The organism is Niastella sp. (genome assembly GCF_045805085.1).
GTDB lineage: Bacteria > Bacteroidota > Bacteroidia > Chitinophagales > Chitinophagaceae > Niastella.
This window is the reverse complement of record NZ_JBJMLX010000548.1, coordinates 1-14,005: the sequence shown is the minus strand read 5'-3', so window position 1 is coordinate 14,005 and position 14,005 is coordinate 1. Positions and strand designations below refer to the sequence as shown.

Here is a 14,005-nt window from a genome sequence, read left to right as displayed (position 1 = left end):
TTGGTACGAACAGCAAAGTCAGGGGCTGGGGGAGCGGTTCATTGGGGAATTGGAAGTCCTGTTCCATAAAATAACAGTAAATCCACAGCATTATAAAGTTGCCAGATCAGTCTTCAGGCAAGCAGCTATTAAATCATTTCCATTCGTAGTTTATTTTGAAATTGTCAACAACAGCATTGTTGTGTACTCTGTATTTCATACCAAACGAAGACCCAACAAAAAATTTTAAGATGTAGCGTGGTACATAATATGCATTACTTTGCACCAAAGAACCGATAATGAACCTGCCGTTTTTTTATATTCCGGATATTGTTGCCAGGCAGCAAGAAATAGAACTGGATGAAGATACCTCGAAACATATAGTGAATGTGCTGCGCATGAAGAAAGACGAGCAGCTGCATTTGACCGATGGTAAAGGTTTTTTATTACTCACGTCCATTACTGACGATCATAAAAAGCGATGCAAGGTATCGGTGCTGAACGAACAGTTCATTCCGCAAACAGGCCGTAAAACAAGCATTGCAATTTCCCTGCTTAAAAATGCCAGCCGCTTTGAATGGTTCCTTGAAAAAGCGACCGAATTAGGCATCACTGAAATTATTCCCCTCCTGTGCGACAGAACCGAAAAACAACATTTCCGGTTCGACCGCATGCAAAACATCCTGGTGAGCGCCATGCTGCAATCACAACAGGCATGGCTGCCCGTATTGCATCAGCCGGTTGGGTTTGGACAACTACTGAAACAGGAAGATATTATTAGCACCACACAAAAATTTATCGCACACTGTATACCGGGCGATAAACAATCCCTGGCCGCACTGGTGAACAGCTCACTTCCCAGCCAGCTTGTACTGGTTGGCCCAGAAGGTGATTTTAGTCCGGAAGAAGTGGCCTTTGCCACCGAACATTATTTTATGCCTGTTACGCTGGGTAGTACGCGCCTGCGTACAGAGACGGCCGGGATGGTAGCGGCGGTGTTGTTGAAGGCAGACCCTCTAACCGCCTAAAGGGGGAGAAAGAAAAAGGCATCTGCTGGTTAACAGATGCCTCTGAAAAATATTGATTTACTCAGCTATGGGATTTCTCTGTCTTCTGCCCTCTGCCTTCTGCCTTTTTTAAACAGTGTTCTGCTCTTCTTTTTTAACAATGGGTTCGTTTAATTGAACCTTTTGTTTTTTGGCTCTTTTAAACATCCACATGTTCAGCATTTCCACCCCAAACGAGAAGGCCATCGCAAAATAGATATATCTTTTGTCAATTATTTGACCGTGAAGCGGTTCTAACCCTTCAAAGAAAAGGCTGAAACCAACCATTAATAAAAAGGCCAGCGCCAGCATTTTAAGGGTAGGATGCTTATGGATGAACGTAGCAATCTTATCAGAGAAAAAGAACATGATGATCATGGCAATGATAACGGCCACAATCATGATCTGAACTTTGTTCGCCAAACCAACTGCGGTAATGATGCTGTCGAAAGAGAATACCATATCAATGATAATGATCTGGGAAATCACCGCACCAAAGGATGATTTTTTAGCATTACCGGCATGCATACCTTCATCACCTTCGAGCTTGTGGTGTATTTCCTTTACAGTTTTATATAGCAGGAACAAACCACCAACGAGTATAACTACGTTCCTCAGGTGAAAGGGATAGTGCACGCCACGAAGACTGAAACCAAATATTTCAATTTTATCATTGTGCACAAGCCAGCCGATACCCATTAATAAAGCAATACGAACGGCAATACCGGCAAACATCCAGATACGACGGGCTTTCAATTGTTGATTTTTATCCAATCGGCCCATTAAAATGGATACGAAGATCACGTTGTCGATGCCTAACACGATCTCCAATACAGTCAGGGTGAATAAACTGATAAAGGCATCTACAGTAAAAAATTCTTGCATGGTGGTCGGTAATAATAGGTGAAGCGCAAAAATAAGGTGGCAGGGCCAATAGGCAATATGCAATAGGCAATATGCAAAGGCTGTACCTTGCTTTTACGCATGTACATCATTAGTAGGGGGTGAGTTCTAAATGTTTCAGGTACAGTAAAATAATATATAAAGTTAGACCAGCGGTGGCTGAAGGGCAGTTACAAGTTTCAGGTTACAGGTTGCAGGGATTGTTACGCTGGTTGTTGAAAGAACCTGGAACCTGTAACTTAAACAACATCATTTGTTCCCAGGTTTACCTGGCCGTAAGGCCGTTACAAATGTTTTTTACAATAGTTGGGCCTTCATAGATAAAACCTGTCCATACCTGCACCAGGGCGGCGCCGGCGGCCAGTTTTTCTTTGGCATCTGCAGCCGTAAAAATACCACCCGAAGCTATAACTGGTATTTGTCCATTGGTTTTTTCATGAATGTACCGAACGATTTCGGTAGCACGTTTGCGAACAGGCGCACCACTTAGTCCACCGGCGCCAATGGTTTCCAGTTCCTGGCCGGTAGTTTGTAATTGTTCCCGGCTAATGGTGGTATTGGTAGCAACCAGTCCATCGAGTTTTATTTCCAGGGCCAGGTCAATTACATCATCTATCTGTTGTGAGGTAAGATCGGGGGCTATCTTTAATAAGATTGGCTTGGGTTTGCGGCCGGTTTCTTCACTGCTTTCCTGCTGGTTGATGGTTTGCAAATGCGACAGGATCTTGCGCAGTGAATCTTTTTCCTGCAGTTCCCGCAATCCGGGCGTATTGGGTGAGCTTACATTTACCACAAAGTAATCAACGCAATCGAACAGGGCGCGGAAACAGATCTCATAATCCTTCCAGGCGTCTTCGTTGGGCGTGACTTTATTTTTACCGATGTTGCCACCGATGATGAGTCGTGAATCGTGAATCGTGAATTGTGAATGGACGTCCCAGGTTTGGCCTGGCTGATTTTCGCCCGACATTTCTTTATTGCCGACTCCCGATTTCCGATTGACGGCTTGCATCTCCCGCCAGTCCTTTAAGCGTTGGGCTACTACCTGTACCCCATCGTTATTAAAACCCATTCGGTTGATAAGGGCCTTGTCTTTCGGCAGACGGAAAAGTCGTGGTTTGTCGTTTCCGGCCTGGGGCTTGGGCGTTACGGTACCAATTTCAACAAAACCAAAGCCCAGTGCTTCCAGCTCGGTAAGGTACAGGGCATTCTTATCGAACCCGGCAGCCAGTCCTACCGGATTTTTAAACCGGAGACCGAATAATTCTTTTGATAATGATCCGTTTGCCGGGCTAAACAGGTTGGAAATGGATTTACGAATAGGTCCTACAGAACAGCCCATTTTCATCATGTTCATGGAAAAATGGTGAACTGATTCAGTGGGAAAGCAAAATAACAGGCGGCGAAGTAAGTTATACATAATTCGGTGCGAAGATAATTCAGTTTCAGGTTACAGGTTACAGGTTTCAGGGGCCGGGAAGGCAGAATGATGCATATGTGAATAGTTTGTAATTAATTACAGGCCGATGGACACCATTTTGTTTTCCTGTTGCCAATCCTTAACTTTGATACAGAAGGTTGCATAGACAACTAGTTGGGGAGTTGATCAGTTAACCAGTTGACGAGTTGACCAGGAAGAAGAAGAATAGGAAACATAAAGGAGAAAGTTGATAGGGTTGAAAGAGTTGATAGCGTTGATAAAGGAGACAGGAGATAAGGAAATGGCATCATATTCAGAACTTGCTTTGCCGCGTCGCGGTTTTTGCCTTCTGCCCTCTGCCTTTTGCCAAAAAAGCTCTTAGAAGAACAATAGCCCTGACAATACTTTAAACATTAAACTATAAACTACATATGGAAGCGTATATAGTAGCTGGTTACCGCACAGCGGTAGGAAAAGCCAAACGTGGTGGATTCCGGTTTTACCGGCCCGATGATCTGGCCGTTGATGTGATAAAAGGGCTGATGGCTTCTGTTCCGCAACTGGATCCCAAACGTGTTGATGATGTAATTGTAGGAAATGCTGTGCCTGAAGCTGAACAAGGTTTGCAGGTAGGCAGGATCATTGCCGCCCGGGCATTGGGTTTTAGTGTTCCCGGCATGACGGTGAACCGGTATTGTGCATCGGGTTTAGAAACCATTGCTATTGCCACCGCCAAGATCCGGATGGGAATGGCTGATTGTATTGTTGCCGGTGGTACCGAAAGCATGAGCCTGGTGCCTACCGCAGGTTGGAAAACCGTGCCTGCTTATTCCATTGCCAAAGATGAACCCGATTATTACCTGAGCATGGGTTTAACAGCTGAAGCAGTAGCCAAAGAATATAATGTAAGCCGCGAAGACCAGGACCAGTTCTCCTATCAATCACATCTGAAAGCCATCAATGCAATTGATAAGGGTTATTTCAAAAACGGTATTCTGCCCATAACCGTAGAAGAAGTTTTCCTGGATGAAAAGAATAAAAAGCAAACCCGTAATTATATTGTTGATACAGATGAAGGGCCACGCAAGGATACCAGCATTGAAGTGCTGAATAAACTGAAACCGGTATTTGCAGCCGGCGGATCTGTAACAGCAGGTAACTCCTCACAAACCAGTGATGGCGCCGCCTTTGTTATTGTGATGAGTGAAAAAATGGTGAATGAACTGGGGTTGAAACCCATTGCCCGGCTGATCGCCTGTGCATCTGCCGGCGTGCATCCCCGCGTTATGGGTATTGGTCCTGTTGAGGCTGTGCCTAAAGTATTAAAACAAGCCAATATGAGCCTGGGGCAGATTGACCTGGTTGAATTGAATGAAGCTTTTGCATCACAAGCACTGGCTGTTATAAGAAAACTGGAAATTAATCCTGACATTGTTAACATAAACGGAGGTGCAATAGCGTTAGGGCATCCGCTGGGTTGCACCGGTTGTAAGTTAACGATTCAGATAACACATGACATGAAGCGATTGAACAAGAAATATGGTATTGTTACTGCATGTGTTGGAGGCGGGCAGGGAATAGCAGGGATTATAGAAAATATTAATTAGTAAAAATCGTTATTATATACAAAGCTGCTTCTCATTAAGAGGCAGCTTTTTTTATGTTCGTACTTGTACGAGCAGCAAATGAAAATGTACGGCACTTATCCCCATTTCATCAAGTGGCAAAATTTTTGTTTTAATCACAGCTCAATAAATGGATTGACATCAGGTAGTCAAAAGGCCGACTACCATGAAGCAATCTTCCAAAATCAACCTTATGGATAGAAGAGAATTCTTCTCGCTGAAGAGGAAAGCCAATGCTCCTTCTTCGAAAAACTATGCAGGCTTACGTCAAATTTATTCCGGTTTAACGCCTCAAGCGGGCACCCTGACAGCACAACAGGCGGCTCACTTACTGAAGAGGACCATGTTCGGGGCAACAAAAGCAGACATCGATTATTTTACTGGTAAGACAGTTGTAGCCGCAGTTAATGAATTGTTGAACGTACCTACTTCACTGCCAGCACCCCCTGTAAAGAATTACGACAATACCGACATCGAGGCCGGTGATCCGGACCTTACTGTAGCACAAGGTTCTACCTGGGTTAATACCGTTTCGAAAGGTGTTGTGTCTAATTTTCAACGGGGCAAATCAATGAAATGCTGGTGGCTGGGCCAGATGATAAATCAGGACAGAAGCGTTCGTGAGAAGATGACCTTGTTCTGGGCCAATCACTGGACAGCTGAAATAAACGTAATTGAAAGACCTACTTTCGCTTATAGCTACAGCCAGTTGTTGCGGGGAAGCGCGCTTGGCAATTTCAAGAAAATGGTAAAGGATGTAACGCTTAATATAGCCATGTTGCGTTACCTGAACGGTTACCTGAATTCGAAAAACGCGCCCGATGAAAACTATGCGCGTGAATTGCAGGAGCTGTTTACCCTTGGTAAAGAAAACACACCTAATTATACTGAAGACGATGTAAAGGCTGCCGCCCGGTTATTGACCGGTTACAAGATCGACATGGATACCGAGATCATATCCTTTAAGCCTGAAGACCACGACACGACCAGTAAAACTTTCTCTTCTTTCTATAATGGTACCGTAATTGCCGGCCGAAGTGGCGCCACTGCCGGTGATGCTGAGATCGATGACCTCATCAATATGATCTTCAGCAAAACAACAGAGGTATCTGAATTCATTGTAAAGAAATTCTATAGATGGTTTGTTTATTACACTATTGAACCTGATACTTACACCAAGGTTATTAAGCCGCTGGCCCAATTGTTTGTTAACAGCAACTGGGAAATAAAACCAGTAATAAGTGCTCTTTTAAATAGCGAACATTTCTTCGATCCGCTTAGCCAGGGTTGTTTGATCAAAAGCCCGCTCGATATGATTGTAGGCATGGCGCGGGAGTTTAACATTAAGTTCCCTGATGCAACTGATTACGTGAATCAGTATAACATGTGGGACTACCTGCAAGACCAGTCGGCGAAAATGCAACAGGATATTTGCGACCCGCCGAATGTGGCAGGATGGCCTTCTTATTATCAGATACCCATGTTCTATGAAACATGGATCAACCACGATACCATACCCAGAAGGGAAAAGCTCATAGATCAGTTGATCATGACCGGGTACATGCGTAATAACCTGTCATTGATCATCGATCCGGTGAAATTTACCGAGCAGTTCCCCAATGCAGGTGAGCCCAACCAGCTCATAAGCGATGTACTGGATGTGTTATACCGCGTGCCTATCTCCGTTGCAAGCAAGGCAACCATCAAGCAACAAATTCTACTCACCGGCCAAACCGATGATACTTACTGGACCAATGCGTGGACGATCTATCAGCAGAACCCGACAAATCCGACAGCATACAATCCGGTATTTACCCGCCTGCAAACATTTTACAAATACTTAATGAACCTGGCCGAGTACCAATTAGCTTAACATTCAAACCGATCTTATGAAGCGTAGATCTTTTTTAAAGAACACCCTGCCTGCGTCAATAACATTACCCGCCATATTGAACGGCTTTTCTGTTAAAGCCTTTACAGGCGCATCGCCATTGGTACAGGCCTTAATGGGCGCCACCACCGAAACCGACAAGGTATTGGTGATGATCCAGCTCTTTGGCGGTAACGATGGATTGAACATGGTAATACCCATTGAGAACTATTCCAATTATTATAATGCCCGTAAGAACATTGCGATCGCCCAGAACAAGGTGCTTCCTTTGAACGGTACTTCCAAAACAGGTTTTCACCCCAGTATGACCGGGATGCAAACCCTGTATAATGAAGGCAAACTGGCCGTTATACAGGCGGTTGGTTATCCGCAGCCCAACTTCTCGCACTTTCGTGCTACGGATATCTGGATGAGTGCTTCCGACTCAGATAAAGTAGTATACAGTGGCTGGATTGGCCGTTACCTGAACCTGGAGTTCCCTAACTTCCCCAACGGCTACCCTACAGCGCAAATGCCCGATCCCCTGGCAATACAGATCGGCTCTGTGGCTTCTCTTGCTATGCAGGGGCCTACCTTCCCCATGGCGATGAACATTACCGACCCCACAAGCTTTTATGATTTTCTCGACAACGTGGGCGACCCGGTACCTAATACACCCTGGGGTAAAGAGCTGGCGTACATAAGAATGATCATGGGACAAACCGAGGTGTATTCAAATGTAATCAGGGCTGCTGCCGCCAAGGTAACCTCACAAGGTTCTTACCCCAGTGGCAACGACCTGGCGCAGCAGTTGCGCATTGTGGCGCGGCTGGTAAAAGGTGGATTAAAGACCCGCGTATACATGGTTAGTACCGGTAACTTCGATACGCACTCAAGCCAGGTAGAATCCGGCGAAACCAGCATTGGCGGTCATGCCAAACTGATCTCCCGTGTTTCGGATGCCATTAAATGTTTTATGGACGATCTGAAAGGACTGGGAGTTGATGACCGGGTTATTGGTTTTACCTTCTCCGAGTTTGGCCGTCGCATAAAATCAAATTCAAGTTTGGGTACCGACCACGGCGCAGCCGCACCGGTATTTGTATTTGGAAAACATGTGCGGTCGGGCATCATTGGTACCAATCCTACCATTTCAGCCATTCCCGAACAAAACGATAACGTTCCTTATCAATACGATTTCCGAAGCATTTATGCATCCATTCTGAAGCAATGGTTCTGCGTAAATGATTCCGATCTGCAAACCATTATGCTGAAGAATTTCCAGAACATTCCTTTGTGTGTGAATGAAGCCTGTGGTATTACGGGAATCGATGATCTTCGCAATGATGGAGAGCAGCTGATCATTAACTATCCTAACCCGTTTGTTGAAACGACGAAAATCACGTTTACTACAAAGGGTGGGCATACGCTGGTGCAGGTGATGGATACGATGGGCAGGGTTATAAAAACGCTTACTGACAATGTATATACATCCGGTACCTACTCTGTAACATTCGACGGGTATGGGATGCCTAATGGTGTTTATTATGCGCGTTTCCAAAACGGCGTAACCCAGCAGGTACGACCCATGCTGAAGACACGATGACGTAGAAAATTTAATCCGTATAATGTAAGCTTCCTCACGTCTGTGGGGAAGCTTTGTTTTTTTAAAAAACTGATAGTGGTTACAGCCTGCTAAATTTTGCTAAAGGGGCAGGGGTGCGGTTTGAACGGGCGTTCCTTTACGGATTGAGGAAATATAATACTGGAACGGCCCCGTTTTTTGTTACCCTGCTATAAATAGTTTTAATTTGCTATAGATCGGTAACCTAACCATTAATCCTGAACTGGCCGATCCTTAAATTTGATTATGTTGAAGGTTTTTATAACAGATGATCATGAATTATACCTTGAGGGGCTGGTGTTATTGCTGAACAAGCAGCCCGGCATAGAGGTTATAGGTTCAGCATTTACCGGTGAAAGTTTGTTGAACCAATTGCCAAATATGGAAATCGACATCCTGTTACTGGATGTTCATTTGCCTGATATTGGTGAAGAAGAACTGCTTAAAAAGATCCGCGAAATTCAACCGGGGTTAAAGATACTCTACCTCACTATCATGCGCGGCACCCGCTATATTCACAAGCTGCTGAAATACGATATACAGGGCTACCTTTTAAAGAATACCAATATTGCCGAGTTAACCAATGCCCTGGAAACAGTGGCCGGGGGTAACAAGTTCTTCAGTAAAGAGATCAACATCCTGGATACCAACCAGGACTTCCGCAATACAGTGACCATTGAAGATAAAAAGGTAGATGAGATCCTGTCGAAACGCGAAATTGAGGTGCTTACCCTTATTTGCAAGGAGTACAGTAATTCCGAGATCGCTAAAAAACTTTTCCTGAGCGTAAGTACGGTAGAAACCCACCGCAAGAACCTGATTGCGAAACTGGGAGTTAATAATACCGTAGGACTGGTAAAGTTTGCGCTTAAGAACAAGCTGATAGAGTAATGTTTTCTGTCTATTTTACAATTATTAAAAAAATCGCCCTGCTTATCTCTACTTTATTACGTTAATTACTTGAGTTAATAAGTAAAAACCCTTAATTTGGTAGTATAATTCGGCAATACCGGTGAAATACTACCTTTTATTTGGGGCCCTGATTACTTGCGTATGTTCATTTGCACAGGTTGATACAACTAAATTAAAAAGCTTGTATGACCGTTGCCTTGATTTTTCTGAAGACAAGATAGACTCCATTCACTACTACGCCGACTACATTTCAAAAGAAGCTCACCACTTACAATTCAATAAGGGCAATGTTTTATCGCTACGACTCAAGGGCATTTATGAAGACCTGAGCAATAACTACGAAAAGGCCATTGAATATTACCTGCAATCATTAGAAGCGGCCCGGTTGATACGTGCGCCGGAATATGAGATGGCTGCCTTAAGTGATCTGGCCATTGCCTACTTTTCCATTCGGGAACCTGAAAAGGCAAAAGAGTTTTATTTACAGTGCGCCGAGATGTCGGAGCAGGATGGAAAGATCCCTACCCTTATTAATACCTACAACAACCTCGCAGTTATTTATACCCAGCTAAAGCAATACGACAGTTCGCATATATTATTAAACAAAGCGGTACAGTTGGGCAGAACGCTCGAACGCCAGGGAAAGATCAGTTTATCGAGCACGTATAATAACCTGGGTAATTTATATTTCAAGGAAAAGAAGTTTGATGAAGCGCTGCCTTACTTCTGGCAAAACCTGGTAAGGCATAGCAATGATGGTGATTATGGCGGACTATGGACGGCCCGGCTAAACCTGGCTGATATATATATTGAAAAGCACCAGTTTGACTCCGCTACCAAATATGCACTAAGCGCTATGGAACTGGCGCAACGGCTGGATTCAAAAAGCAAGGAAGCCGATAGCTATAGCATACTGGCCAAGTTATACGAATACCAGGGTAAATACAATAAAGCATACGAGTACATAAAAAAATGGTATTCGCTGGATACGGCTATTCTGCATGGTGATACCTATAAAACCATAGCTGCCCTGCAGGAACGTTTTCATGCGGGTGAGCGGGAAGCGGAAAACAAATTGTTGCAGGAGAAGATAGAGAAGGAAACGATCCGTACCCGGGAGCTTACATTGGTTGCCGGTGCGCTGGGCATCATCGGGATCCTGATCGCCATCGGGTTTGTAATAAAACGAAATGCCCACCGGCGGTTACAGGAAACCAATGACCTCATTATTCAACAGAACGAAAAACTCTCGGAGTTAAATTACGAGAAGAACTCGCTTATTAGTATCGTATCGCATGACCTGAACACGCCTTTTGCTACCATACAAATATGGGGGCAGGTGATGCAAAATGACGCAGACCGTTTATCGCCCGAACAACAAAAAGCCATGGCCCGCATACTACAGGCTGGTTTGTATGGCGAGCGACTCATCAGGCAAATATTGGATGTAGAACGGGAAGATATAGGCGGTCATAAACTGCAGCTGGAGAAATTTGACCTGCGCGCCTTAGCAGAAGAAATGGTAGATAATTTTAAACCGATGGCCGATAAAAAGAACATCAGCTTACATGCAGTGGCTACCGGTAAAAAGCTGTTTATTTTAAGCGATCGCTACCTGGTTGGCCGTATTTGTGAGAACCTGTTATCGAATGCAATTAAATATACGCCTCAGGGCAAGAACGTTTGGATGAGCATTCATGATGAACACGATCACATTGGTATAAAGGTGCGGGACGAAGGCGTGGGCATCGATAAAGAAGAATTACCCTACCTGTTCTCGAAATACAGTAAGATCTCATCACGCCCTACGGATGGGGAAGCATCAAATGGATTGGGGCTTTCGATCGTAAAAAGAATTGTGGAAGAGATCAACGGACGGATCAGTTGCGAAAGCGAGATTGGTATAGGGTCGGTGTTTACGGTGTTGTTGAAGAAGTAACTTTTCCACCCCAACTATTGTCTGTATAAAATAAATATTGTAAATTAACGTTTAATTACTTTACTTACTAACCCTTGATCATATAATAAAGCCCTCCCGGTACATCGGGAGGGCTTTTAGTTTATCTCTTTAAAGCTTATTACTTCTTTGGTTTGTCCGTCATATAGAAGGTAAGCGTGCCGCCTTTCATAATGTCTTCATGAGTGATAGCGGGTTGCTCCAGTTGTTTACCATTTAATAACACCTTTTGTACATACACATTTTTATCGCTTTGGTTGATGGCCTCTACGGTAAAGGTGTTTTTGTTTTCGAGTTGTAATATGGCTTTATGGATGGCAGGACTGCCTAACTGATATACTGTTGCGCCGGGCGCTACCGGGTAAAAACCCAGGGCGGAGAAAAGATACCAGGCACTCATTTGTCCGCAGTCATCATTACCACCTAACCCATCAGGCGCTGGTTTTTACTGGTGTTTCAGGATCATTCTTACCCGTTCCTGTGTTTTCCAGGGCTGACCGGCAAAGTTGTACAGGTAGGCCACATGGTGAGCCGGTTCATTACCATGGATGTAAGTGCCAATAATGCCGTCGCGGGTGATGTCTTCCGTTTCGGCAAAATATTTATCGGGCAGATACATGGTGAACAGGCTATCGAGACGGGCGCTGAATTTCTTTTTGCCCCCCATCAGGGTTATCAAACCTTCGGGATCCTGGGGAACAAAAAAGCTGTAGTTCCAGGTATTGCCTTCAATAAAACCCTGACCATTGGTGCTCAATGCATCAAAATCTTTTTTAAAGCTGCCATCTTCCTTGCGGGCGCGCATAAAACCTACAGATGGATCGAAGACATTTTTATAGTTACCTGCGCGTTTGCTGAATGCTTCATAAATATCTGTGCGGCCCAGTTTCTTTGCTGCCTGGGCTATACTCCAATCGTCATATGCATATTCCAGGGTAGTAGAAGCGGAGGTACCCAGCTTTTCATCGGGGATGAATCCTTTTTCTACATAACTGCCAATGCCTTCATAGTTGGGGTGGGTGGCGGTAGTTACGCAAGCATCCAGTGCATGCGTTGCATCGAACGAAGTATTGCCTTTTATTATGGCATCGGCAATAACCGACACGCTGTGATACCCGCTCATACACCAGTTGTCATTGCTGTAATGGCTCCAGATGGGCAGCATCTTCAACACGCTTTGATCGTAATGCGCCAGCATACTGTTTACCATATCGCCATTGCGGGCAGGCTGTATGATGTTGAAGAACGGGTGCAGGGCCCGGTAGGTATCCCACAACGAAAAGGTGGTATAATTGGTAAAGTTGGTAGCGGTGTGCACGTTCTGATCGAGCCCTTTGTATTTACGGTCAACATCCATGTATACAGTAGGACCCAGGAAGGCGTGGTATAAAGCGGTATAGAAATTTTGTTTCTCCGCTTCTGATGCCTCTATGTTGATCTTTGCGAGTTCGGTACTCCAGGCGGCTTGTGCAGCGGCTTTTGTTTGTTCAAAATCCCAGTTGGGGGCTTCTGTTCTCAGGTTCAATAAAGCGCCTTCGGTACTTACTGAGGAGAGTGCCATCTTTATCTTTATTTTCTCGCCTTCCTCTGTATTAAAGTTGAAGAACATACGCAATTGCCTGCCTGCCAGGTCGGGGAAGTTTTTGGTTTGATTGAACTTACCCCAGAACCCACGGTATACCTGCTTTTTGCCAAAGTCTTTACAACCATATTCTTTAAATGGTTTTGAAAAGGTCATGGCAAAATAAACGGTGCGGGTGCGTGCCCAGCCAGCGGTTTGGCGATAACCGGTAACCAGGGTATCGTTCTCAACCCGAACAAACGTCCACACGTTTTTATCCTCGTAATTGTAAATGCCATGCATGAGGTCGAGGATGATGTGGGCGTCGGTTGTTTTTGGGAAGGTGTATTGATGAAAGCCGGTTCTGGTGGTGGCGGTAAGCTCGGCGGTGATGTTGTCATCATCCAGCTTCACTTTGTAATAACCAGCTTCGGCTTTCTCATTGGCATGGGAAAATGCAGAGCGAAAACCGGTTTTGGTATCGGTGGCAACGCCGGGGTTCAATTGCAGGGCGCCTATGGTGGGCATAACCAAAAAATCGCCCAGGTCGCTATGGCCGGTACCGCTGAAATGGGTATGACTGAAACCTACAATGGTTTTATCGTCGTACTGGTAACCTGCGCAATATTTGTATACATCAGGATTGTATTTCCCGTTCATTTCATAGGGAAGGGTATCGGTATCGGGGCTCAGTTGTACCATGCCGAAGGGAACGGTGGCGCCGGGAAAGGTATGTCCCATGCGTTGGGTGCCAATAAGCGGGTTTACATACTGGACTACATTTTTTTGTTGGGCAAATAAGGATAAGGGCGACATCCATAACAACAGGAAGCGTTTCTTCATGTGCGTTTTTTTCTTTATTTAATAAACTTGAGGAGTTACAAAACTAGGGGCTAATGTTCTGCTAAAACGCACCTAGCGTTTATTTTCAGTTGACGAGTTGACAAGTTAACAGGTTAACCAGGTAGAAGAAGGTTAGGGGAGTAAAGTTGGAGGCTGATAGAGTTGACGGGGTTGATAAAGGTTGATAGCGGATTGACAAGTTGACGAGTTAACAGGTTGACGAGTTAACAAGTTAACTCGTTAATGTGGGGGAAGGTTAGGGGGA

General features: G+C 44.7%; 9 protein-coding genes and 1 pseudogene. 7 read left to right on the top strand and 3 right to left on the bottom strand.

Annotation, left to right across the window (positions count from 1 at the left end):
• Together ACJ751_RS28570 and ACJ751_RS28565 are read left to right on the top strand one after the other, a co-directional pair.
• On the top strand, positions 1–229 hold a 229-nt coding region (locus ACJ751_RS28570), incomplete at its 5' end, for a type II toxin-antitoxin system RelE/ParE family toxin (protein ID WP_407748955.1).
• A gap of 49 nt (positions 230–278) precedes the next feature.
• Positions 279–1,007 (top strand): RsmE family RNA methyltransferase, encoded by a 729-nt coding sequence (locus ACJ751_RS28565; protein ID WP_407748954.1) that lies wholly within the window; start codon positions 279–281, stop codon positions 1,005–1,007.
• A gap of 108 nt (positions 1,008–1,115) precedes the next feature.
• Here ACJ751_RS28565 and ACJ751_RS28560 read toward each other — a convergent pair whose 3' ends face one another.
• Entirely contained in the window at positions 1,116–1,910 is a 795-nt protein-coding gene (locus tag ACJ751_RS28560) for a TerC family protein (RefSeq protein WP_407748953.1), read from the bottom strand.
• 283 nt (positions 1,911–2,193) lie between these two features.
• Complete coding sequence (locus ACJ751_RS28555) at positions 2,194–3,348, bottom strand: quinone-dependent dihydroorotate dehydrogenase (RefSeq protein ID WP_407748952.1); 1,155 nt, start codon at positions 3,346–3,348, stop codon at positions 2,194–2,196.
• A gap of 431 nt (positions 3,349–3,779) precedes the next feature.
• Between ACJ751_RS28555 and ACJ751_RS28550 the strand changes: the two genes are divergently transcribed.
• The 5 genes from ACJ751_RS28550 (at position 3,780) to ACJ751_RS28530 (ending at position 11,318) form a co-directional block, all read left to right on the top strand.
• Complete coding sequence (locus ACJ751_RS28550) at positions 3,780–4,955, top strand: acetyl-CoA C-acyltransferase (protein ID WP_407748951.1); 1,176 nt, start codon at positions 3,780–3,782, stop codon at positions 4,953–4,955.
• Between the two features lie 211 nt (positions 4,956–5,166).
• The gene (locus ACJ751_RS28545; RefSeq protein WP_407748950.1) at positions 5,167–6,846 is read left to right on the top strand and encodes a DUF1800 family protein; all 1,680 of its coding nucleotides are present in this window, start codon (positions 5,167–5,169) and stop codon (positions 6,844–6,846) included.
• 16 nt (positions 6,847–6,862) lie between these two features.
• Complete coding sequence (locus tag ACJ751_RS28540; protein WP_407748949.1) at positions 6,863–8,449, top strand: DUF1501 domain-containing protein; 1,587 nt, start codon at positions 6,863–6,865, stop codon at positions 8,447–8,449.
• Between the two features lie 264 nt (positions 8,450–8,713).
• Positions 8,714–9,358: a response regulator gene (locus ACJ751_RS28535; protein WP_407748948.1), complete on the top strand. Its 645-nt coding sequence runs from the start codon at positions 8,714–8,716 to the stop codon at positions 9,356–9,358.
• A gap of 202 nt (positions 9,359–9,560) precedes the next feature.
• Positions 9,561–11,318 carry a tetratricopeptide repeat protein gene (locus tag ACJ751_RS28530; RefSeq protein ID WP_407748947.1) on the top strand — a complete coding sequence of 586 codons (1,758 nt, stop codon included), beginning with the start codon at positions 9,561–9,563 and terminating at the stop codon, positions 11,316–11,318.
• 139 nt (positions 11,319–11,457) lie between these two features.
• Here the strand turns inward: ACJ751_RS28530 and ACJ751_RS28525 are convergent.
• Positions 11,458–13,713 (bottom strand): annotated as a pseudogene (locus ACJ751_RS28525) (GH92 family glycosyl hydrolase).
• Between the last annotated feature and the right edge of the window lie 292 nt (positions 13,714–14,005).

What these genes read in the sequence shown, in the direction of transcription:
- ACJ751_RS28565 (WP_407748954.1), top strand. Translation starts at nt 279, where the DNA reads ATGAACCTGCCGTTTTTTTATATTCCGGATATTGTTGCCAGGCAGCAA.
- ACJ751_RS28555 (WP_407748952.1), bottom strand. Translation starts at nt 3,348, where the DNA reads ATGTATAACTTACTTCGCCGCCTGTTATTTTGCTTTCCCACTGAATCA.
- ACJ751_RS28550 (WP_407748951.1), top strand. Translation starts at nt 3,780, where the DNA reads ATGGAAGCGTATATAGTAGCTGGTTACCGCACAGCGGTAGGAAAAGCC.
- ACJ751_RS28545 (WP_407748950.1), top strand. Translation starts at nt 5,167, where the DNA reads ATGGATAGAAGAGAATTCTTCTCGCTGAAGAGGAAAGCCAATGCTCCT.
- ACJ751_RS28560 (WP_407748953.1), bottom strand. Translation starts at nt 1,910, where the DNA reads ATGCAAGAATTTTTTACTGTAGATGCCTTTATCAGTTTATTCACCCTG.
- ACJ751_RS28540 (WP_407748949.1), top strand. Translation starts at nt 6,863, where the DNA reads ATGAAGCGTAGATCTTTTTTAAAGAACACCCTGCCTGCGTCAATAACA.
- ACJ751_RS28535 (WP_407748948.1), top strand. Translation starts at nt 8,714, where the DNA reads ATGTTGAAGGTTTTTATAACAGATGATCATGAATTATACCTTGAGGGG.